Origin of the sequence: Erwinia sp. QL-Z3, from assembly GCF_004551645.1 — a bacterium.
In the GTDB taxonomy this organism is placed as follows: Bacteria; Pseudomonadota; Gammaproteobacteria; order Enterobacterales; family Enterobacteriaceae; genus Erwinia; species Erwinia billingiae.
Window position 1 is genome coordinate 1686285 of the sequence record NZ_CP037950.1, and the last position, 22617, is coordinate 1708901.

General features: G+C 52.8%; 13 protein-coding genes, 5 tRNA genes and 3 rRNA genes. 17 read left to right on the forward strand and 4 right to left on the reverse strand.

What is annotated here, in order from left to right:
• Window positions 1-2 precede the first annotated feature (2 nt).
• Window positions 3-491, reverse strand: coding sequence for a transcription/translation regulatory transformer protein RfaH (gene rfaH, locus E2F51_RS08415; protein WP_013200278.1), 489 nt, complete (start codon window positions 489-491; stop codon window positions 3-5).
• Window positions 492-678: 187 nt separating this feature from the next.
• On the opposite strand from rfaH, the gene ubiD reads away from it, so the two are divergent.
• Complete coding sequence (ubiD, locus tag E2F51_RS08420) at window positions 679-2181, forward strand: 4-hydroxy-3-polyprenylbenzoate decarboxylase (RefSeq protein WP_134823197.1); 1503 nt, start codon at window positions 679-681, stop codon at window positions 2179-2181.
• A 27-nt stretch (window positions 2182-2208) separates the two neighbouring features.
• Window positions 2209-2910, forward strand: a complete 702-nt coding sequence (gene fre, locus E2F51_RS08425) for an NAD(P)H-flavin reductase (RefSeq protein ID WP_013200280.1) — start codon at window positions 2209-2211, stop codon at window positions 2908-2910.
• A gap of 100 nt (window positions 2911-3010) precedes the next feature.
• On the opposite strand, the gene fadA is transcribed toward fre, so the two are convergent.
• Entirely contained in the window at window positions 3011-4174 is a 1164-nt protein-coding gene (gene fadA / locus E2F51_RS08430; RefSeq protein WP_134823198.1) for an acetyl-CoA C-acyltransferase FadA, read from the reverse strand.
• A gap of 10 nt (window positions 4175-4184) precedes the next feature.
• Window positions 4185-6371, reverse strand: coding sequence for a fatty acid oxidation complex subunit alpha FadB (gene fadB, locus E2F51_RS08435; RefSeq protein ID WP_134823199.1), 2187 nt, complete (start codon window positions 6369-6371; stop codon window positions 4185-4187).
• A gap of 187 nt (window positions 6372-6558) precedes the next feature.
• Here fadB and pepQ point away from each other — a divergent pair, with 187 nt between their 5' ends.
• The 10 genes from pepQ (at window position 6559) to birA (ending at window position 19073) form a co-directional block, all read left to right on the forward strand.
• Window positions 6559-7890: a Xaa-Pro dipeptidase gene (gene pepQ, locus E2F51_RS08440; RefSeq protein WP_013200283.1), complete on the forward strand. Its 1332-nt coding sequence runs from the start codon at window positions 6559-6561 to the stop codon at window positions 7888-7890.
• Entirely contained in the window at window positions 7890-8501 is a 612-nt protein-coding gene (locus E2F51_RS08445; protein WP_013200284.1) for an IMPACT family protein, read from the forward strand. The genes pepQ and E2F51_RS08445 overlap by 1 nt, the downstream gene beginning before the upstream one ends.
• Window positions 8502-8530: 29 nt before the next feature.
• A complete protein-coding gene (gene trkH / locus E2F51_RS08450; RefSeq protein WP_013200285.1) occupies window positions 8531-9982 on the forward strand; it encodes a Trk system potassium transporter TrkH in 1452 nt (483 codons plus the stop codon).
• Window positions 9983-10000: 18 nt separating this feature from the next.
• Complete coding sequence (gene hemG, locus E2F51_RS08455; protein ID WP_106382089.1) at window positions 10001-10552, forward strand: menaquinone-dependent protoporphyrinogen IX dehydrogenase; 552 nt, start codon at window positions 10001-10003, stop codon at window positions 10550-10552.
• A gap of 393 nt (window positions 10553-10945) precedes the next feature.
• A 16S ribosomal RNA gene (locus E2F51_RS08460) occupies window positions 10946-12486 on the forward strand.
• Window positions 12487-12559: 73 nt separating this feature from the next.
• Window positions 12560-12635: transfer RNA gene (locus E2F51_RS08465), tRNA-Glu, on the forward strand.
• Window positions 12636-12862: 227 nt separating this feature from the next.
• A 23S ribosomal RNA gene (locus E2F51_RS08470) occupies window positions 12863-15770 on the forward strand.
• Between the two features lie 107 nt (window positions 15771-15877).
• Window positions 15878-15993 (forward strand): 5S ribosomal RNA (rrf, locus tag E2F51_RS08475).
• The 16S, 23S and 5S rRNA genes sit together here with 1 tRNA gene alongside, the layout of an rRNA operon.
• A gap of 1083 nt (window positions 15994-17076) precedes the next feature.
• Window positions 17077-18114 (forward strand): UDP-N-acetylmuramate dehydrogenase, encoded by a 1038-nt coding sequence (murB, locus tag E2F51_RS08480; protein ID WP_013200287.1) that lies wholly within the window; start codon window positions 17077-17079, stop codon window positions 18112-18114.
• Window positions 18111-19073 carry a bifunctional biotin--[acetyl-CoA-carboxylase] ligase/biotin operon repressor BirA gene (gene birA, locus E2F51_RS08485; protein WP_134823200.1) on the forward strand — a complete coding sequence of 321 codons (963 nt, stop codon included), beginning with the start codon at window positions 18111-18113 and terminating at the stop codon, window positions 19071-19073. The genes murB and birA overlap by 4 nt, the downstream gene beginning before the upstream one ends.
• A 30-nt stretch (window positions 19074-19103) precedes the next feature.
• Here birA and coaA read toward each other — a convergent pair whose 3' ends face one another.
• On the reverse strand, window positions 19104-20054 hold the full coding sequence (gene coaA / locus E2F51_RS08490) for a type I pantothenate kinase (protein WP_013200289.1): 951 nt from the start codon (window positions 20052-20054) through the stop codon (window positions 19104-19106).
• Window positions 20055-20621: 567 nt separating this feature from the next.
• Between coaA and E2F51_RS08495 the strand changes: the two genes are divergently transcribed.
• The 5 genes from E2F51_RS08495 to tuf all read left to right on the forward strand — a co-directional run bounded on the left by E2F51_RS08495 (window position 20622) and on the right by tuf (window position 22417).
• A tRNA-Thr gene (locus E2F51_RS08495) sits at window positions 20622-20697 on the forward strand.
• Between the two features lie 20 nt (window positions 20698-20717).
• Window positions 20718-20802, forward strand: a tRNA-Tyr gene (locus tag E2F51_RS08500).
• A 159-nt stretch (window positions 20803-20961) separates the two neighbouring features.
• Window positions 20962-21036 (forward strand) — tRNA-Gly (locus E2F51_RS08505).
• Window positions 21037-21042: 6 nt separating this feature from the next.
• Window positions 21043-21118, forward strand: a tRNA-Thr gene (locus E2F51_RS08510).
• A gap of 114 nt (window positions 21119-21232) precedes the next feature.
• A complete protein-coding gene (gene tuf, locus E2F51_RS08515) occupies window positions 21233-22417 on the forward strand; it encodes an elongation factor Tu (RefSeq protein ID WP_134823201.1) in 1185 nt (394 codons plus the stop codon).
• Window positions 22418-22617 lie beyond the last annotated feature (200 nt).

Sequence of the window (22617 nt, forward strand, 5' to 3'; positions counted from 1 at the left end):
GGTTAAAGCTTGTGGAACTGCTTGTTGTCGAGGCTGCGCGTGATCTGCTTATTGAGCAGGTTCAGCAGCAGCATTGAGCGCGCTTCCCCATCGGGCTCGGTGAAGATGGCTTTCAGCCCTTCAAACGCGCCGCAGGTAATTAACACGCGGTCGCCGGGCTGAGGCACGTCAGGATCGACCATGGTGATTGGCGTATCGGTTTGCAGTGCCATAATCACGTCATGAGGAACGCTGGCCGGCAGACTGCCGAAGCGAACGAAATGGCTGACGCCCCGCGTGGCGCTTATGGTTGTGGTATGAATCGCTTCCGGATCAAATTCAATAAACAGATAATTGGGGAAGAGCGGCTCATCCACCTGGGTGCGTTTTCCGCGAACCAATTTCTCTAATGCAATCATTGGGCTAAGACAATGCACCGATTGACGCTCAAGATGTTCTTTCGCGCGAAGCAGCTGGCCACGTTTGCAATAAAGTAAATACCAGGATTCCATAACGTCACTTTTTGATTACAGGGCCGCTAAGAATACCAAACTCATCGCCAGAGTTATAGCGGGATCCAGCAGAGATGCGGCCCTGGCAAGAATTTGGTTTGCAGATCGCGGTCGCTCCAAAAAACTAAGCATAGCGTAACAATCCTCCCTATAATGGCCGATTCACTGACCGTATTGATGAGAAGTCATGAAATACCACGACTTACGCGATTTCCTTGCCTTGCTTGAGCAGCGCGGGGAATTAAAACGTATTACGCAAGAGATCGACCCGGATCTTGAGATGACCGAAATCGCCGATCGCACCCTGCGAGCTGGCGGCCCGGCACTGCTGTTCGAAAACCCAAAAGGGTACGACATGCCGGTGTTGTGCAACCTGTTCGGTACGCCGGACCGTGTGGCCATGGGCATGGGACAGAAAGATGTCTCGGCGCTGCGTGATGTTGGCCGCCTGCTGGCGTTCCTGAAAGAACCTGAGCCACCTCGCGGTTTCCGTGATTTCTTCGATAAGATGCCGCAGTGGAAGCAGGTGCTGAACATGCCGACCAAGCGTCTGCGTGATGCGCCGTGCCAGCAAGAAATTTGGCAGGGCGACGAGGTCGATCTGCACCGAATCCCGGTAATGAAATGTTGGCCTGAAGATGCGGCCCCGCTAATTACCTGGGGATTGACCGTCACACGCGGTCCGCACAAAGAGCGGCAGAATCTCGGCATCTATCGCCAGCAGGTGATTGGTAAGAACAAGCTGATTATGCGCTGGCTCTCCCATCGCGGCGGCGCGCTGGATTTCCAGGAGTGGACGCAGCAGCATCCGGGGGAACGTTTCCCGGTATCCGTCGCGTTGGGCGCCGATCCGGCCACGATTCTGGGTGCCGTGACCCCCGTTCCTGACACCCTGTCTGAATATGCCTTCGCCGGCCTGCTGCGCGGCACTAAAACGGAAGTGGTGAAGTGCATACCCAACGATCTGGAAGTGCCCGCCAGCGCCGAAATTGTGCTTGAAGGCTATATCGAGCCTGGCGAAATGGCGCCAGAAGGCCCTTACGGCGATCATACGGGTTACTATAATGAAGTAGACAGTTTCCCGGTGTTCACCGTGACGCATATCACTCAGCGTCGCAATCCGATCTATCATTCGACCTACACCGGCCGTCCACCGGATGAACCTGCGGTGTTAGGCGTGGCGCTGAATGAAGTCTTTGTGCCGATCCTGCAGAAGCAGTTCCCGGAAATTGTCGATTTCTATCTGCCGCCGGAAGGGTGTTCCTATCGCCTGGCCGTCGTTACGATGAAAAAACAGTATGCGGGACATGCCAAGCGCGTAATGATGGGCGTCTGGTCTTTCCTTCGTCAGTTTATGTATACCAAATTTGTTATTGTCTGCGATGATGATGTGAATGCCCGTGACTGGAACGACGTCATCTGGGCGATCACCACGCGAATGGATCCGGCGAGAGATACTGTCTTAGTTGAAAATACGCCGATCGACTACCTGGACTTCGCTTCACCTGTTTCCGGCTTAGGCTCGAAAATGGGACTGGATGCGACCAATAAATGGCCAGGCGAAACGACGCGAGAGTGGGGACGTCCAATCCGTAAAGATCCGGCGGTAACAGCCCGCATCGATGAGATTTGGGACGAACTGGGCATCTTCAGTGAGCCACCTACGCGCAATAACACGCCCGGCAAATAACTGCCAGAGACCCGACAGAGGGAACGCATGACAACGTTAAGCTGCAAAGTGACCTCAGTAGAGGCGATTACCGATACTGTGTACCGAGTGAGAATGGTGCCGGAGGCTGATTTTAGCTTCCGTGCTGGCCAGTATTTGATGGTGGTGATGGACGAGCGTGACAAGCGTCCATTCTCACTGGCATCCACTCCGATGGAAAAAGACATTATCGAGCTGCACATTGGTGCCTCAGAACTGAATCTGTATGCCATGGCGGTGATGGAACGCATTCAGGAACAGCGCAAAATCACCGTCGATATTCCCCATGGTGATGCCTGGCTGCGGGAAGAGGGCGATCGCCCGCTGGTGCTGGTTGCGGGTGGAACCGGGTTCTCCTATGCCCGCTCTATTCTGCTGACCGCCCTTTCTCAGCAGCCGGATCGTGATATCGCCCTTTACTGGGGCGGACGCGAGCTGAAGCATCTCTACGATCTGGAAGAGTTAGACGCGCTGGCCATTAAGCACCCTAACCTGAAAATTATTCCGGTTGTCGAGCAGCCTGAAGCGGGTTGGGATGGGCGCAGTGGTACGGTGCTGACCGCCGTGATGAATGACTATGCCACGCTTGCCAGTCATGACATCTATATTGCAGGCCGTTTCGAGATGGCCAAAATCGCCCGTGAGCGTTTTTGTGCCGAGCGCGGCGCGAAGGAAGATCAGATGTTCGGCGATGCCTTCGCCTTTATCTGAGGTTGCCGGGGGCAGGACGCTCTGCCCCTGAACCTGAGCAACGAAAAAACCCGCCCCTGACGGGCGGGAATTGAATCAGTGAAACAGCCAGTTCAACGTATCAGATGCGTTCGAAGACGGTGGCGATCCCCTGTCCCAGACCAATACACATGGTCGCCAGGCCAAATTGGGCATCGCGCCTTTCCATCAGATTAAGCAAGGTAGTACTGATGCGGGCACCCGAACAGCCCAGCGGATGACCTAACGCGATTGCACCGCCATTCAGATTGACCTTTTCATCCATCACTTCCAGCAGGCCGAGATCCTGAATACAGGGCAGCGTTTGCGCGGCGAACGCTTCATTCAGTTCGAAGACGCCAATATCCGTCACGTTCAGACCGGCTCTTTTTAACGCCAGTTTTGACGCCGGAACCGGACCGTATCCCATCACCGAAGGGTCACATCCCACCACCGCCATCGCGCGGACAACCGCTCGCGGCTTAAGGCCCAGCTCACGCGCACGGGATTCACTCATTATCAGCATCGCTGCGGCACCGTCTGACAGTGCGGAAGAGGTGCCTGCAGTGACCGTGCCGTTGACCGGATCGAAAGCGGGACGTAATGCGGCGAGGCCCGCAACGGTGGTATCTGAACGGATCACTTCATCGAAGTCGTAACGGCGCAGCACGCCATCCGCATCATGTCCGCTGGTTGGCACAATCTCATTGGCAAAGTGACCGGCCTGGGTGGCAGCCCAGGCACGCTGATGGGAACGTGCGGCGAAGGCGTCCTGACGCTCACGGCTGATTTTATGGATGCGCGCGAGCATCTCGGCGGTTAATCCCATCATCCCAGCCGCTTTGGCGACGGTTTTGCTCAATCCCGGATGAAAGTCCACTCCGTGGTTCATCGGCACGTGGCCCATATGTTCAACGCCACCAATCAGGCAGGCATGGGCATCGCCCACCATAATGGCGCGCGCCGCATCATGCAGCGCCTGCATTGAGGAACCACACAGGCGGTTGACCGTGGTGGCCGGCACGCTGTGCGGGATCTCCGCCAACAGCGACGCGTTGCGGGCAATATTGAAACCCTGTTCGAGGGTTTGCTGCACGCAGCCCCAGTAAATATCGTCCAGCGAAGACGCGTCCAGCGCGGGATTGCGGCTCAACAGGTTGCGCATCAAATGTGCCGATAAATCTTCAGCACGAACGTGGCGATAAGCGCCACCTTTAGAACGACCCATCGGCGTGCGGATGGCATCAACAATCACGACTTTTTCCATTTTCTTACCCTCACGCCGTTTTCAGAGTGGCATCGCCGATGGGCGCGGCCTGTGGATACCAGCTTTCGTCTTTCTGCGCTTTTTCACGCAGGCCAGCAGGCGGCTGATAAAGCGCACCCAGCTCGCTGAACGGTTCAGCCTGGCTGACAAAACGCGGATTGCCTTGCGTATCGAGATAGCGGAAAGCGCCGCCGTGGAAAGGCGGGAAGCCGAGTCCATAAACCAGCGCCATATCGGCCTCGGCAGGGGAGGCAATAATTCCCTCTTCCAGGCAACGTACGACTTCATTGATCATCGGGATCATCATGCGGGACACGATCTCATCATCGCTGAACACCCGCTTTGGCTGACAGACCGTCTGCAACAGGTCATCGACCGCCGGATCCGCCACCTTCTTCTGTTTACCCTTGCTGTCCGTTTCCCAGCGATAGAAACCAAGCTGATTTTTCTGGCCAAAGCGTTTGGCATCGAACAGCACGTCAATCGCATCGCGATAATCTTTCTTCATGCGGGAAGGGAATCCGTCAGCCATCACCATCTGTGCATGGTGAGCGGTATCAATCCCCACCACGTCCAGTAGCCAGGCCGGGCCCATTGGCCAGCCGAACTGTTTTTCCATCACTTTATCTATCTGGCGGAAGTCCGCGCCATCGCGCAGCAGCAGGCTGAAGCCCGCAAAGTAAGGGAACAGCACCCGGTTAACGAAAAAGCCCGGACAGTCATTAACAACGATTGGCGTTTTGCCCATTTTGCTGGCCCAGGCCACCACGGTTGCCAGCGTCGCGTCTGAGGTTTTCTCACCCCGGATCACTTCGACCAGCGGCATGCGGTGAACAGGATTAAAGAAGTGCATGCCGCAGAAATTTTCTGGCCGCTTCAACGCGTGGGCCAGCTGGCTGATTGGGATGGTGGAGGTATTCGACGCCAGGATCGCACCGCTGTGCAGATAGCCTTCCGTTTCTGCCAGAACCGCGGCTTTTACCTTCGGGTTTTCAACAACGGCTTCAACCACAATGTCTGCCCGCTCAAAGCCGGCATAGTCCAGCGTGGGTTGAATGGTGCCAATAATGCCAGCCAGTTTCATGCCGTCGATTTTTCCGCGTTCCAGCTGTTTATTCAGCAGTTTCGCGGCTTCTTTCATACCCAATTCCAGCGAGGCCGGATTAATGTCCTTCATCATCACCGGTACGCCTTTCGAGGCGGACTGATAAGCAATGCCGCCGCCCATAATACCGGCGCCCAGCACAGCGGCTTGTTTTGGCGTTTCAACGTCGCGGGTCAGCTTTTTGGCTTTGGCCTTCACCGCCTGATCGTTGAGGAAGATCCCCACCAGTGCGCGAGCCTCGTCAGAACGGGCCAGTGGCACAAAGGCCTGCGTTTCCAGCTTCAGCGCAGCATCACGGCCCAGACCTGCTGCGGCCTCAATGGTTTTCACCGCCATCATCGGTGCCGGGTAATGTTTCCCGGCGGTCTGCAGCACCATACTTTTTGCGATGCTGAAGCTCATGGTGGCTTCAATTTTGCTGAGTTTCAGCGGCGCAAGCTTCGGCTGACGACGTGCGCGCCAGTCCTGCTTGCCGGACATCGCTTCCTGCAGGATGGCCAGCGCGGCCTGCTGCAATTTCTCAACCGGGACCACGGCATCAACCAGACCGATGGCCAGCGCTTTTTGCGCATCGACATCTTTGCCGGCGGCTATAATTTCCAGCGCGCTGTCCGCACCTAACAGGCGAGGCAGGCGTACCGATCCCCCAAAGCCAGGCATGATGCCCAGTTTGGTTTCCGGCAGGCCGATGCGGGCGTCCGGGGTGGCGATACGGAAATCGGTCGCCAGAATGCATTCACATCCGCCGCCGAGGGCATAGCCCTGGATCGCGGATAGCGTCGGCACGGGCAGGTCTTCCAGTCGGCTAAAGATGCCGTTGGCAAATCCCAGCCACTGTTCCAGTTTTTCAGCCGGTGCCGCAAACAGAGAAAGGAACTCAGTGATATCCGCGCCAACAATAAAAGCCGGTTTGCGGGAGCTGAGCAGCAGCGCTTTCAGCCCTGGCTGCTTCTCCAGAACCGAAATAGCTTCACCCAGGCTGGCCACGGTTTGTGTATCCAACTTGTTCACCGAGCCGGGCGCATCAAAAGCCAGCTCGGCGATGCCATCTTCCAGCCAGTCCAGGGTAAGCGTGTCGCCTTTGTAGAGCATGTTGATCTCCTGAAGCCGCGTTAAGGGGATCTGGTCATACCAGATGATCGAGAGTGTGGAAGGGATGTTAATTATTTGCAAACGAGAGTTTGCTAATTTGCAAACAAGATCACAGGCGCGGCAAAACGGCATCGGGTAAAGGGCTGTGATAAGATGCGCTCAATTTCACGTTAATGGAGACGGAGTTATGGAATCGTTGGTCACTCTTTATCAGGACCACCTGAAAACACTACAGGCGCGTGCTCAGCAGGTATTAGCTCGCAGCAAGCTGGATGCCATGTTGATCCATTCGGGAGAACTGCTCACCGTTTTCCTCGACGATCATACCTATCCCTTTAAAGTGAATCCGCAATTCAAAGCCTGGGTGCCGGTGACCTCTGTGCCGAACTGCTGGCTGTGGGTGGATGGCGTAAACAAACCTAAGCTGTGGTTCTACTCGCCGGTTGATTACTGGCACAACGTTGAGCCGCTGCCGCAAAGCTTCTGGACCGACGAAATCGACATCGTGGCGTTAAAAAATGCCGATGAGATTCAACAGCTGTTGCCTGCTCAGCTGGGTAATGTGGCTTATATCGGCCCTGTGCCCGCGCGCGCAGCGCAGTTAGGCATCAAAGCGGAGCTGACTAACCCGAAAGCTGCTATCGATTTCCTGCATTACCATCGCTCGCTGAAAACTGACTATGAGCTGTACTGCATGCGCGAAGCGCAGAAAACCGCGGTGATCGGTCATCGTGCGGCCAAAGAGGCGTTCCTCTCAGGCATGAGCGAGTTTGATATCAATGGCGCTTACCTGAGTGCCACCGGCCACCGCGATATTGATGTGCCTTACGGCAATATCATTGCGCTGAATGAACACGCTGCGGTGCTGCATTACACCAAGTTGGATCATCTGCCCCCTGCGCAGTCGCGTAGCTTCCTGATTGATGCCGGAACAGAATACAACGGCTATGCGGCCGATCTGACCCGCACCTATTCAGCGCAAAGTGACAATGACTATGCCCAGCTGATCCGCGATATGAATGAAGAAGAGCTGGCGCTGATCGCCACGATGAAAGCTGGCGTTCGCTACACCGAATACCATCTGCAAATGCACCAGCGTATTGCCAAACTGTTGCTTAAGCATCAGCTGGTGAAAGGGCTGAGTGAAGAAGCGCTGGTGGCGGAAGATTTGACCGGGCCGTTTATGCCGCATGGTATTGGCCATCCGCTGGGACTTCAGGTTCATGATGTCGCCGGATTTATGCAGGATGAAGAGGGCACCCATCAGGCTGCACCTGCGCAATATCCTTACCTGCGCTGCACGCGCATTCTGGAACCGCGGATGGTGGTCACCATTGAACCTGGCATCTACTTTATTGATTCTCTGCTGGCGCCATGGCGTGAAGGTAAGTTCAGCCAGCATTTCAACTGGGACCGCATTGATGCGCTCAAGCCTTATGGCGGCATTCGTATCGAGGATAACGTGATTATTCGCGAACAGGGCGTGGAAAATATGACGCGTGACCTGAAGCTGGACTGATGGACGCGTATGACATCCCCGCTGAGCGCTTCAGCGTCAGCGAGGAGATTAAAAAAAGCCGCTTTATTACACTGTTGGCCCATACTGACGGCGTGGAAGCGGCGCGGGCCTTTGTTCAGCAGGTCAAAGGCGAGCATCCTTCTGCCCGCCACCATTGCTGGGCATGGGTGGCGGGAGCCCCTTCCGACTCACAACAGCTTGGGTTCTCTGATGACGGTGAACCCTCTGGCACGGCAGGTAAACCGATGCTTGCTCAGCTGATGGGAAACAACATCGGGGAAGTGACCGCCGTCGTCGTGCGTTATTACGGTGGCATCCAGTTGGGTACGGGCGGCTTAGTGAAGGCGTATGGCGGAGGTGTTCAACAGGCATTAAAGCTGCTGCCGCGTCAGCAAAAAGTCCCGATGCTGACCTTCACGCTCTCCTGTGACTATGCTCAACTGGCAGAGATAGAAAGAATGACTGGCCGCTTTCATGGCCAGCTGTTGCAGACAGAATTTTTGGCATGCGTCTCGCTGACGCTGGCCTTGCCCCATGCGCAGGTGGCCGGGTTTTCGCAAAATCTTACAGACTTTAGCCGAGGGGCGCTCACGCTCACACCGCTCGACTAACCTCATCATCGTCAGGAAGGAAAGGCTACATGCATTATCGTGCCATTACCCGCATCGTTGGGTTGCTGGTCATTTTGTTCTCGGGGACGATGATCGTGCCGGGCCTGGTCGCGTTAATCTACCGCGATGGTGCCGGACGAGCCTTTACTCAGACCTTCTTTATGGCACTGCTGATCGGCTCGATGCTGTGGTGGCCCAACCGAAAGCAGAAAAAAGAGCTGAAGCCTAAAGAGGGCTTCCTGATCGTCGTGCTGTTCTGGACAGTGCTGGGCAGTGTGGGGGCGATGCCCTTTATCTTTGCGGAACATCCCAACCTTTCAATTACCGATGCCTTCTTTGAATCCTTCTCAGGCCTGACGACGACCGGTGCCACGACGCTGGTGGGGCTGGACTCGCTCCCGAAAGCGATCCTCTTCTACCGGCAAATGCTGCAATGGCTGGGCGGCATGGGGATCATTGTGCTGGCAGTGGCGATTCTGCCGATTCTGGGCGTGGGGGGCATGCAGCTCTATCGCGCTGAAATGCCCGGCCCGTTGAAAGACAATAAGATGCGGCCGCGTATTGCTGAGACGGCGAAAACCCTGTGGCTGATCTACGTGTTGCTGACCGTCGTCTGTGCGCTGGCACTCTGGCTGGCGGGTATGCCGCTGTTTGATGCCATCGGCCACAGCTTCTCAACGATCGCCATCGGCGGCTTCTCCACCCATGATGCGAGTATCGGCTATTTCAACAGCCCGACGATTAACACGATTATTGCCATCTTCCTGCTGATTTCCGGCTGTAACTACGGCCTGCACTTCTCTCTGCTGAGTGGTCGCAATCTTCGCGTTTACTGGCGCGATCCAGAATTCCGCATGTTTATTGGGGTGCAGCTGACCTTAGTGGTGATCTGCACCATCGTGTTGTGGTTCCACGATGTCTATCATTCCGGACTGCAAACGCTGAACCAGGCCTTCTTCCAGGTCGTGTCGATGGCCACCACCGCCGGTTTTACCACCGACAGCATCGCGCGCTGGCCACTGTTCCTGCCGGTCTTGTTGTTGTGCTCTGCCTTTATTGGTGGTTGTGCCGGTTCGACGGGCGGCGGGCTTAAGGTCATCCGTATCCTGCTGCTGTTCAAACAGGGTAACCGTGAGTTAAAGCGCCTGGTGCATCCGAACGCGGTTTACACCATCAAGCTGGGACAGCGCGCGCTGCCGGAACGTATCCTCGAAGCGGTGTGGGGATTCTTCTCTGCGTATGCGTTGGTGTTCCTGTTGAGCATGCTGGCGATTATCGCGACCGGCGTTGATGATTTTTCTGCGTTTGCGGCGGTGGCAGCTACCCTGAACAATCTGGGCCCAGGATTGGGAGTGGTGGCAGATAACTTCACCACCATGAATGATACGGCGAAATGGATCTTAATCCTGACGATGCTGTTTGGTCGTCTTGAAGTGTTCACGCTGCTAGTCCTGTTTACGCCGACCTTCTGGCGCGAGTAACTAAAACGAGTAATGAATATGAAAGCGTTGATTCTGTTTTCCAGCCGCGAGGGACAAACCCGCGAGATTGCAGCTTATATAGCTAACCAACTTAAAGAGCAGCAGGAGTGTGAGGTAGTGAATATCGAACATGCCTCTGCTGTTGACTGGTCTAAGTACGATCGGGTGTTGATCGGGGCCTCTATTCACTACGGTCACTTCCATCCGGCGGTAACCAAATTTGTGAAGAAGAACCTGGCCCAATTAAATGAAAGGCCAAGCGGCTTCTTCTCCGTCAACCTGACCGCCCGTAAAGCAGAGAAGCGTACGCCGCAGACCAATGCGTATACCCGCAAGTTCCTGTTGCAGTCGCCATGGCAGCCGGACTGCTGTGCGGTATTCGCTGGCGCACTGCGTTATCCGCGCTATGGCTTCTTCGATCGCTTTATGATCCGCTTGATTATGCGTATGACCGGCGGCGAAACCGATGTCAGTAAAGAAGTTGAGTACACAGATTGGGTTCAGGTGGGTCGCTTTGCCCATGAATTTGCTGGATTATCAGGCAAAATGCAGGAAAAAAAGGCGCTTTGATGAAAAATGACGCTGTCAGTCATTTTTCTGCAATAAACACTTGTCCTCCGTCAGGAACTCCCTATAATGCGCCTCCACTGACACGGAACAACGACTTACGAGTCACCGGGTCAGAGGTTCAGGAAGCTGAATCGCCGGAGAAAAACTTCCCAAAAAGAAGTTGACTCTGAAGGAGGAAAGCGTAATATACGCCACCTCGCAGTAAGGCGCTAAGGCACTTACCGCAACGCTCTTTAACAATTTATCAGACAATCTGTGTGGGCACTCGCAGGATTGATATCAGCGCCGCAAGGCGCAAAAAAATATCAAGCCTTAAGAGTGAACACATAATGAAATTCATTATGACGTTTTACACTTGAGCACCGCTGAACTTGTTTCAGCAAATCGAACTTTTAATTGAAGAGTTTGATCATGGCTCAGATTGAACGCTGGCGGCAGGCCTAACACATGCAAGTCGAACGGTAGCACAGAGAGCTTGCTCTCGGGTGACGAGTGGCGGACGGGTGAGTAATGTCTGGGAAACTGCCTGATGGAGGGGGATAACTACTGGAAACGGTAGCTAATACCGCATAACGTCTTCGGACCAAAGTGGGGGACCTTCGGGCCTCACACCATCGGATGTGCCCAGATGGGATTAGCTAGTAGGTGGGGTAATGGCTCACCTAGGCGACGATCCCTAGCTGGTCTGAGAGGATGACCAGCCACACTGGAACTGAGACACGGTCCAGACTCCTACGGGAGGCAGCAGTGGGGAATATTGCACAATGGGCGCAAGCCTGATGCAGCCATGCCGCGTGTATGAAGAAGGCCTTCGGGTTGTAAAGTACTTTCAGCGGGGAGGAAGGCGATAAGGTTAATAACCTTGTCGATTGACGTTACCCGCAGAAGAAGCACCGGCTAACTCCGTGCCAGCAGCCGCGGTAATACGGAGGGTGCAAGCGTTAATCGGAATTACTGGGCGTAAAGCGCACGCAGGCGGTCTGTCAAGTCAGATGTGAAATCCCCGGGCTTAACCTGGGAACTGCATTTGAAACTGGCAGGCTAGAGTCTTGTAGAGGGGGGTAGAATTCCAGGTGTAGCGGTGAAATGCGTAGAGATCTGGAGGAATACCGGTGGCGAAGGCGGCCCCCTGGACAAAGACTGACGCTCAGGTGCGAAAGCGTGGGGAGCAAACAGGATTAGATACCCTGGTAGTCCACGCCGTAAACGATGTCGACTTGGAGGTTGTGCCCTTGAGGCGTGGCTTCCGGAGCTAACGCGTTAAGTCGACCGCCTGGGGAGTACGGCCGCAAGGTTAAAACTCAAATGAATTGACGGGGGCCCGCACAAGCGGTGGAGCATGTGGTTTAATTCGATGCAACGCGAAGAACCTTACCTGGCCTTGACATCCACGGAATTCGGCAGAGATGCCTTAGTGCCTTCGGGAACCGTGAGACAGGTGCTGCATGGCTGTCGTCAGCTCGTGTTGTGAAATGTTGGGTTAAGTCCCGCAACGAGCGCAACCCTTATCCTTTGTTGCCAGCGAGTAATGTCGGGAACTCAAAGGAGACTGCCGGTGACAAACCGGAGGAAGGTGGGGATGACGTCAAGTCATCATGGCCCTTACGGCCAGGGCTACACACGTGCTACAATGGCGCATACAAAGAGAAGCGAACTCGCGAGAGCAAGCGGACCTCACAAAGTGCGTCGTAGTCCGGATCGGAGTCTGCAACTCGACTCCGTGAAGTCGGAATCGCTAGTAATCGTAGATCAGAATGCTACGGTGAATACGTTCCCGGGCCTTGTACACACCGCCCGTCACACCATGGGAGTGGGTTGCAAAAGAAGTAGGTAGCTTAACCTTCGGGAGGGCGCTTACCACTTTGTGATTCATGACTGGGGTGAAGTCGTAACAAGGTAACCGTAGGGGAACCTGCGGTTGGATCACCTCCTTACCTGAAGATACTCTCCCGCGTAGTGTCCACAACAGATTGTCTGATAGAAAACGTAATGAGCAACAGTAACAGAGTCCCCATCGTCTAGAGGCCCAGGACACTGCCCTTTCACGGCTGTAACAGGGGTTCGAATCCCCTTGGGGACGCCATCTCCTGATAATGAGTGAAAGACATTATCAACCCGTATCTCAAAACTGATTCTCTCCGCAAGGACGAGTCACGTTTGAGATATTTGCTCTTTAACAATCCGGAACAAGCTGAAAATTGAAACGACATGTCGTTTTCATTCTCCGTAATAAGAATGAAATCAACGATATGTTCGAGTCTCTCAAATGCTTACAACAGCAGTGTCTTTCGGGACGCTTGTGGGTTGTGAGGTTAAGTGACTAAGCGTACACGGTGGATGCCTAGGCAGTCAGAGGCGATGAAGGGCGTGCTAATCTGCGATAAGCGTCGGTAAGGTGATATGAACCGCAATAACCGACGATACCCGAATGGGGAAACCCGGTGCACTTTGGTGCATCATTGCAACATGAATACATAGTGTTGCAAGGCGAACCTGGGGAACTGAAACATCTAAGTACCCAGAGGAAAAGAAATCAACCGAGATTCCCCCAGTAGCGGCGAGCGAACGGGGAACAGCCCAGAACCTGAATCAGTTTGTGCATTAGTGGAAGCGTCTGGAAAGTCGCAGGGTACAGGGTGATACTCCCGTACACAAAAATGCACTTATTGTGAGTTCGATGAGTAGGGCGGGACACGTGACATCCTGTCTGAATATGGGGGGACCATCCTCCAAGGCTAAATACTCCTGACTGACCGATAGTGAACCAGTACCGTGAGGGAAAGGCGAAAAGAACCCCGGCGAGGGGAGTGAAACAGAACCTGAAACCGTGTACGTACAAGCAGTGGGAGCACCTTCGTGGTGTGACTGCGTACCTTTTGTATAATGGGTCAGCGACTTATATTCTGTAGCAAGGTTAACCGTATAGGGGAGCCGAAGGGAAACCGAGTCTTAACTGGGCGTTAAGTTGCAGGGTATAGACCCGAAACCCGGTGATCTAGCCATGGGCAGGTTGAAGGTTGGGTAACACTAACTGGAGGACCGAACCGACTAATGTTGAAAAATTAGCGGATGACTTGTGGCTGGGGGTGAAAGGCCAATCAAACCGGGAGATAGCTGGTTCTCCCCGAAAGCTATTTAGGTAGCGCCTCGTGAACTCATCTTCGGGGGTAGAGCACTGTTTCGGCTAGGGGGCCATCCCGGCTTACCAACCCGATGCAAACTGCGAATACCGAAGAATGTTATCACGGGAGACACACGGCGGGTGCTAACGTCCGTCGTGAAGAGGGAAACAACCCAGACCGCCAGCTAAGGTCCCAAAGTCATGGTTAAGTGGGAAACGATGTGGGAAGGCACAGACAGCCAGGATGTTGGCTTAGAAGCAGCCATCATTTAAAGAAAGCGTAATAGCTCACTGGTCGAGTCGGCCTGCGCGGAAGATGTAACGGGGCTAAACCATGCACCGAAGCTGCGGCAGCGACGCTTATGCGTTGTTGGGTAGGGGAGCGTTCTGTAAGCCGTCGAAGGTGGACTGTGAGGTCTGCTGGAGGTATCAGAAGTGCGAATGCTGACATAAGTAACGATAAAGCGGGTGAAAAGCCCGCTCGCCGGAAGACCAAGGGTTCCTGTCCAACGTTAATCGGGGCAGGGTGAGTCGACCCCTAAGGCGAGGCCGAAAGGCGTAGTCGATGGGAAACAGGTTAATATTCCTGTACTCGGTGTTACTGCGAAGGGGGGACGGAGAAGGCTATGTTAGCCGGGCGACGGTTGTCCCGGTTTAAGCATGTAGGCGGAGAGTTTAGGTAAATCCGGACTCTTTTTAACGCTGAGGTGTGATGACGAGGCACTACGGTGCTGAAGTAACAAATGCCCTGCTTCCAGGAAAAGCCTCTAAGCATCAGGTAACACGGAATCGTACCCCAAACCGACACAGGTGGTCAGGTAGAGAATACCAAGGCGCTTGAGAGAACTCGGGTGAAGGAACTAGGCAAAATGGTGCCGTAACTTCGGGAGAAGGCACGCTGGCGCGTAGGTGAAGGGACTTGCTCCCGGAGCTGAAGCCAGTCGAAGATACCAGCTGGCTGCAACTGTTTATTAAAAACACAGCACTGTGCAAACACGAAAGTGGACGTATACGGTGTGACGCCTGCCCGGTGCCGGAAGGTTAATTGATGGGGTTATCCGCAAGGAGAAGCTCTTGATCGAAGCCCCGGTAAACGGCGGCCGTAACTATAACGGTCCTAAGGTAGCGAAATTCCTTGTCGGGTAAGTTCCGACCTGCACGAATGGCGTAATGATGGCCAGGCTGTCTCCACCCGAGACTCAGTGAAATTGAACTCGCTGTGAAGATGCAGTGTACCCGCGGCAAGACGGAAAGACCCCGTGAACCTTTACTATAGCTTGACACTGAATATTGAACCTTGATGTGTAGGATAGGTGGGAGGCTTTGAAGCGTGGACGCCAGTCTGCGTGGAGCCAACCTTGAAATACCACCCTTTAACGTTTGATGTTCTAACCTGGCGCCGTAATCCGGCGTGGGGACAGTGTCTGGTGGGTAGTTTGACTGGGGCGGTCTCCTCCTAAAGAGTAACGGAGGAGCACGAAGGTTAGCTAATCACGGTCGGACATCGTGAGGTTAGTGCAATGGCATAAGCTAGCTTGACTGCGAGAGTGACGGCTCGAGCAGGTGCGAAAGCAGGTCATAGTGATCCGGTGGTTCTGAATGGAAGGGCCATCGCTCAACGGATAAAAGGTACTCCGGGGATAACAGGCTGATACCGCCCAAGAGTTCATATCGACGGCGGTGTTTGGCACCTCGATGTCGGCTCATCACATCCTGGGGCTGAAGTAGGTCCCAAGGGTACGGCTGTTCGCCGTTTAAAGTGGTACGCGAGCTGGGTTTAGAACGTCGTGAGACAGTTCGGTCCCTATCTGCCGTGGGCGCTGGAAGATTGAGAGGGGTTGCTCCTAGTACGAGAGGACCGGAGTGAACGCACCACTGGTGTTCGGGTTGTCATGCCAATGGCATTGCCCGGTAGCTAAGTGCGGAAAAGATAAGCGCTGAAAGCATCTAAGCGCGAAACTTGCCTCGAGATGAATCTTCCCTGGGCCTTTAAGGCCCCTGAAGGGACGTTGAAGACTACGACGTTGATAGGCCGGGTGTGTAAGCGCAGCGATGCGTTGAGCTAACCGGTACTAATGACCCGTGAGGCTTAACCTTACAACACCAGAAGCGTTCTGGTGGTGTCTGAGAGACACGAACAGATATTTTCAGCTTGAACCGGATAAATTTGCGCGGCCTTATGGCGGCGTGAATAACAGAATTTGCCTGGCGGCTTTAGCGCGGTGGTCCCACCTGACCCCATGCCGAATTCAGAAGTGAAACGCCGTAGCGCCGATGGTAGTGTGGGGTCTCCCCATGCGAGAGTAGGGAACTGCCAGGCATCAATTAAGCAGACAAGCCTCATGCGAAAGCATGGGGCTTTTTTGTGTGCGTAAAAAGCAAAAACCCACAGCAGGCCCGCCTGATAACGGCCAAAACCCGCCACTAAAATCCAAAACCCGCCACTGAAATCCAAAACCGCCCCAAACACCCCCTAAAACTCCCAAACCATCCCAAACCATCCCAAACCATCCCAAAACCAGACAAAAGAAGACGCCGTCCTTCCGCACGACGCCTTAAAGGATAATGACAGGCAGATAACGTCGTGTTCTGAAAGCGTTAATTACCCGACCTTGTTAAGGAGCACATAATGGTAATTTTATTGAGATCCATAAACCCGATGGAATAACCAAACTATAAGAGTAATTAGCAAAAATTTATTCTGACTGTGGTTTTTTACAGATAATATTTAAATTATAAGGAGAGAATAAAAGTGCAGAGGATAAAGACACTGAGTGAAGGGTTTGTTGAGTGAAATAACTGAGCGACTGATATTGCTATATCCTAACCTTCCATTGCACGCATTGTACATGACGTAAGACAGACAGGGGAGCTCAAAATATTTAAATGATTTCTTGGTGGTAAACACCAATCACTCGCATTATATATTAGCCAGTTTTTATGGCCAATCTCCTGCTAATGGCGTCCCGAGACAATATGAAAAACTGAACCTGAATAGCGTTAAAATAATTCCATCTCATCAGCTATCCTATCAACAGTTGTAGTCTGGTAGACCTTCATTGCCTGAATCTGTATCAAATAGTCTTCAGATGGAATGAATATCATCGGGTCGTCTGATGTGATCTAAATTCATTATTACAATCATGCATTCAATTAAACCTCATCATTGTTAAAGGGGGTTATTTAATGGTGGGTGAATGTTTTGGTGAAACAGTCGATTGATTGAGATGGGGTTTTGTCCCTGCATTTTAATATAAAGCAATATTCAAGAGTTTGGTTTTTAGGGGTTATCCGTAACTCATTCCCGTATTACAACAAAAGTCTTTATTAAATCAAAATCCACTGCAAGCTTGCGGATGGATGGGGTACACTCTCCCGTAGATTAATTTATTAAGGTTTGAGCATGTCCTCTCAACATAACTCCCTTCAATCCTGGAATACTTTTGGCCTTGACGCCCATGCCGCTAATCTTGATGTAGCGACCAGCGCAGAGTCGCTTCTGCAAAGCTGGCAGCAGAGCCTGCTACACAACCAGCCGGTGTTGCTACTGGGAGAAGGTAGCAACATTCTTTTCCTGGAAGACTTTTCTGGCCGGGTGATCATCAACAGAATTAAAGGCATACAGATCGAGGAAGATCAGCATCACTGGCAGCTGCATATCGGCGCGGGTGAAAACTGGCACAATCTGGTGCAGGTCCTGCTGGAGAAAGGCATACCGGGACTGGAAAATCTGGCGATGATCCCCGGTTGTGTTGGTTCAGCACCTATACAGAACATTGGGGCTTATGGCGTCGAGCTAAAGGATGTCTGTGCTTATGTTGATGTATTGGATTTAAACACCGGTGAAGTCGAACGTCTGACGGCAGCCGCATGCCAGTTCGGTTATCGGGACAGCATCTTTAAGCATCAGTATCAGCTGGGCTATGCCATTGTTGCCGTAGGACTGGTGTTGAACAAACAGTGGTGCCCGGTAATGACTTACGGCGACCTGAGAGCATTAGATCCACAGACAGTCACTCCCCAACAAATTTTCGATGCGGTCTGCGCAATGCGTAGCAGTAAGCTGCCGGATCCGGCGATAACAGGTAACGCTGGCAGCTTCTTCAAGAATCCGGTTGTCACTGCTGAAGCCGCAGAGGCGATCCGCACTGCCTACCCAACGCTGCCCGCTTATCCTCAAGCGGATGGAAGAGTAAAGCTGGCTGCAGGCTGGCTGATTGAGCAGTGTGAGCTTAAAGGGGTTAGCGTTGGCGGCGCAGCGGTGCATCAGCAGCAGGCGCTGGTTTTGATCAACAAAGAGAAGGCGACAGGGAGCGACATAGTGGCTTTAGCGCATGAAGTGCGCCAACGAGTGGGCACGAAATTTAACGTGTGGCTTGAGCCTGAGGTGCGCTTTATTGGCGCGCAGGGTGAAAAGGATGCAGTTGGAGTCATTGCATGAAAGCAAATACCGTCCCGTTAACGCTGATTGGCCTGTTGGCTGATGGCGAGTTCCATTCCGGAGAGCAGCTTGGCGAACAGCTGGGTATGAGCCGCGCCGCAATCAATAAGCACATTCAGACCCTGAAGGATTGGGGGATTGATGTCTTCACTGTTACTGGCAAAGGCTATAGCCTGCCGGCACCGATGCAGCTGCTGGATGAAGAAACGATTATGGCGCAGCTGAAGGAAAAACGGCTGGCCGTAATCCCGGTGATTGATTCAACTAATCAGTATCTGTTGGAAAGAATGGATTCACTGCAATCAGGTGATGCCTGTGTCGCAGAGTATCAACAGGCAGGCAGAGGACGGCGTGGCCGTCAGTGGTTCTCCCCGTTTGGTTCTAATCTCTATTTATCTCTTTACTGGCGCCTGGACCAGGGGCCAATGGCGGCAATGGGCCTGAGTTTAGTTATCGGGATTGTCATTGCCGAAGTATTGCAATCGCTGGGTGCTAAAGACGTTCGCGTAAAGTGGCCTAACGATCTCTATCTGAACGATCGCAAACTGGCCGGCATTTTGGTTGAGTTGACCGGAAAAACCGGCGATGCCGCTCAGTTGGTGATCGGTGCGGGTATCAATCTTGCTATGCGCTCACCCGATGCTGATATTGTGAACCAGGGCTGGATAAACCTGCAGGAAGCCGGCGTCAACGTGGACCGAAATACACTAACGGCGCATCTGATCAACAATATGCGTGAATCGTTGCCGATATTTGAGCGTGAAGGACTGGCACCCTTTATCGATCGCTGGAGCGAGCTGGATAACTTTATTAACCGGCCGGTTAAATTGCTGATTGGCGATAAAGAAATCCCGGGAATTGCGCGCGGCATCGATCAGCAAGGCGGATTAATTCTGGAGCAGGATGGGGTAAGGAAATCCTGGGTCGGGGGCGAAATTTCGCTTCGTCCGCAAGATTAATTGCAAGAAAAGGGGCTTTCGCCCCTTTTTTTATTTCCGCAAGCGGACCAGGTCCACCGCATGATCGACGCTTTTGGTCATTATCAGGCTGGCTCGTTCCCGGGTAGGCAAGATATTTTCCTTAAGGTTCATAAGGTTGATCTCTTCCCATAGCTGAGTTGCCACGCCCACCGCTTCCTCTTCAGAGAGTTTCGCGTAGTTGTGGAAATAAGAGTCTGGATCGGTAAAGGCGCCCTGGCGGAATTTCAGGAAGCGGTTAATGTACCAGCTCTGCAGCAGATCTTGCGGGGCATCGACGTAAATTGAGAAGTCTACAAAATCAGAGACAAAGACGTGATGCGGATCGTGAGGATAGTCCATCCCACTCTGCAAGACGTTAAGCCCTTCAAGAATCAAAATATCAGGCTGCTGCACAACCTTGTCACCCTGCGGGATCACATCATAAATAAGATGAGAGTAAACCGGAGCCGTGACCTGCGAAGCGCCTGATTTTAAATCTGATACGAAATTCACCAGTCGGTGCATGTCGTAAGACTGCGGAAAGCCTTTCTTCTTCATCAGACCGCGTTCTTTAAGCACCTCATTAGGGTGCAGGAAGCCGTCAGTGGTGATCAGCTCTACCCGCCGATGCTCAGGCCAGCGGCTCAGCAGAGCCTGCAGTACACGCGCTGTAGTGCTCTTACCCACGGCGACGCTGCCAGCAATACTGATGATATAGGGAATCTTCTGGCCATTGGTTCCCAGGAACTGCTCAAGTACAGCCTGACGACGAACGTTAGAACTGATATAGAAATTAAGCAGACGTGAAAGGGGAAGATAGATCTCGGCTACTTCCTCAAGAGATAAATCTTCATTTATCCCCTTCAGGCGGGCAATTTCTTGTTCACTCAAGGTCATTGGGACTGAATCGCGGAGCGCAGCCCATTGATCACGATTGAATTGTAGATAGGGGGTGGTCAACAAGGAGTCTTTTTTGCTCATATGCATGCTTCTGCCAGCAAGAATTTGCCTGTCGTAGAGTTAACTACTCTGTCGAGGGGGATAAACCCGCCTTTTCCAGCTCATGTGACTAAGGTAAATTTCAGAAAACAATGGGCAGGAGGTTACCACCAGAGAGACAGTAGCTGAAGGAAAAATATATTCTGCGAGCGCAAACGGAACGGCACCCGCATTTATTGAATAATGTGCTGGCAATCAGCAAAAGAAACTGATCACACACGCCAAGAAAAAATCGCTTATACGCCGCCTCTGTTTAGTCAGTCATGGCACGATGCCTGCCAATTGTCGCCTTTTTAAGCGTAGAGTGTTGCCATCGCAATTTTTTTGCCGCGATCATGCATCTTTTAAACTTAGCGGCGCAGTTGAATCGCAAAATCATCCGCGTGGATGCTGGTGAAAAAATCGCTAAAATGGCGCTTCTTTGAACTGTTTTTCTGCCCCAATGCGATAATTTGCGAAGAATTGCACAAATAGTAAGCATAAGAACATTTATCGCAATTTTTTTGTTGCATCAGAGGCCAGGTCTTCCTAGAATGCGCACCACTTGATGCCGGCTTAGCTCAGTTGGTAGAGCAACTGACTTGTAATCAGTAGGTCACCAGTTCGATTCCGGTAGCCGGCACCATCAAGTAACGAAATACCCCTGGTGGGGTTCCCGAGCGGCCAAAGGGAGCAGACTGTAAATCTGCCGTCATCGACTTCGAAGGTTCGAATCCTTCCCCCACCACCATTTCGACCCGGAACGTTAAGGTTGAAATGAATGAAGATTTTAGACTGAGCACCAGCGCAGTCAGGGTCATCAAGCGTATGCGGGTTGACTCGAATAGCAAGGGGGCATCTTCTTGTTGTTCAAAAGCTACAGACAGAACAGGTAGCCGAGTTCCAGGATGCGGGCATCGTATAATGGCTATTACCTCAGCCTTCCAAGCTGATGATGCGGGTTCGATTCCCGCTGCCCGCTCCAAGCCGTGCTGATATGGCTCAGTTGGTAGAGCGCACCCTTGGTAAGGGTGAGGTCCCCAGTTCGACTCTGGGTATCAGCACCACTTCTAATTCTCCCTCCCTGATTCTTTCTCTGTACGTTAAAATTCAACTGTTCAGGCCTTGCCTGGTTGATGTGGTGATATCACCGATTTATCCGTGTCTTAGAGGGACAAGTTATGTCTAAAGAAAAATTTGAACGTTCCAAACCGCACGTCAACGTTGGTACAATCGGCCACGTTGACCACGGTAAAACTACCCTGACTGCTGCTATCACTACCGTTCTGGCTAAGACCTACGGTGGTTCTGCTCGTGCATTCGACCAGATCGATAACGCACCAGAAGAAAAAGCGCGTGGTATCACCATCAACACTTCCCACGTTGAATATGACACCCCATCACGCCACTATGCGCACGTTGACTGCCCAGGCCACGCCGACTATGTGAAAAACATGATCACCGGTGCTGCGCAGATGGACGGTGCAATTCTGGTTGTTGCTGCAACTGACGGCCCTATGCCTCAGACCCGTGAGCACATCCTGCTGGGTCGCCAGGTTGGCGTTCCTTTCATCATCGTATTCATGAACAAATGCGACATGGTTGATGATGAAGAGCTGCTGGAACTGGTTGAGATGGAAGTTCGTGAACTTCTTTCTGCCTACGACTTCCCTGGTGATGACCTGCCAATCGTTCGCGGTTCTGCACTGAAAGCACTGCAGGGCGAAGCTGAGTGGGAAGAGAAAATCATTGAGCTGGCTGGCCACCTGGATAACTACATCCCAGAACCAGAGCGCGCAATTGACAAGCCATTCCTGCTGCCAATCGAAGACGTATTCTCCATCTCCGGCCGTGGTACTGTTGTTACCGGTCGTGTAGAGCGCGGTATCGTTAAAGTTGGCGAAGAAGTTGAAATCGTTGGTATCAAAGATACGGCTAAATCAACTTGTACCGGCGTTGAAATGTTCCGTAAGCTGCTGGACGAAGGTCGTGCAGGCGAGAACTGTGGTGTTCTGCTGCGTGGTATCAAGCGTGAAGACATTCAGCGTGGCCAGGTTCTGGCTAAGCCAGGCTCAATCAAGCCACACACCAAATTTGAGTCAGAAGTTTACATTCTGTCCAAAGACGAAGGCGGCCGTCATACTCCGTTCTTCAAAGGCTACCGTCCACAGTTCTACTTCCGTACAACTGACGTGACCGGTACCATCGAACTGCCAGAAGGCGTTGAGATGGTCATGCCTGGTGACAACATCCAGATGGTGGTTACCCTGATCCACCCAATCGCGATGGATGACGGTCTGCGTTTCGCAATCCGTGAAGGTGGCCGTACTGTTGGTGCGGGTGTTGTTGCTAAAGTTATCGCATAATCGCGGATAATATTTGACGCAACGCACATGAAAAGGGCATCATTTGATGCCCTTTTTGCACGCTGTAACATAGAACCTGGCTCATCAGTGATTTTCAACCATAATCATTGCTGAGGCAGGCTCTGTAGCACGGCGTTATATGCCGAGTTTCGCCTGAAAGCCTCATTCGGTTTGGTTGCCTCGTATTACGGGGCAAAATA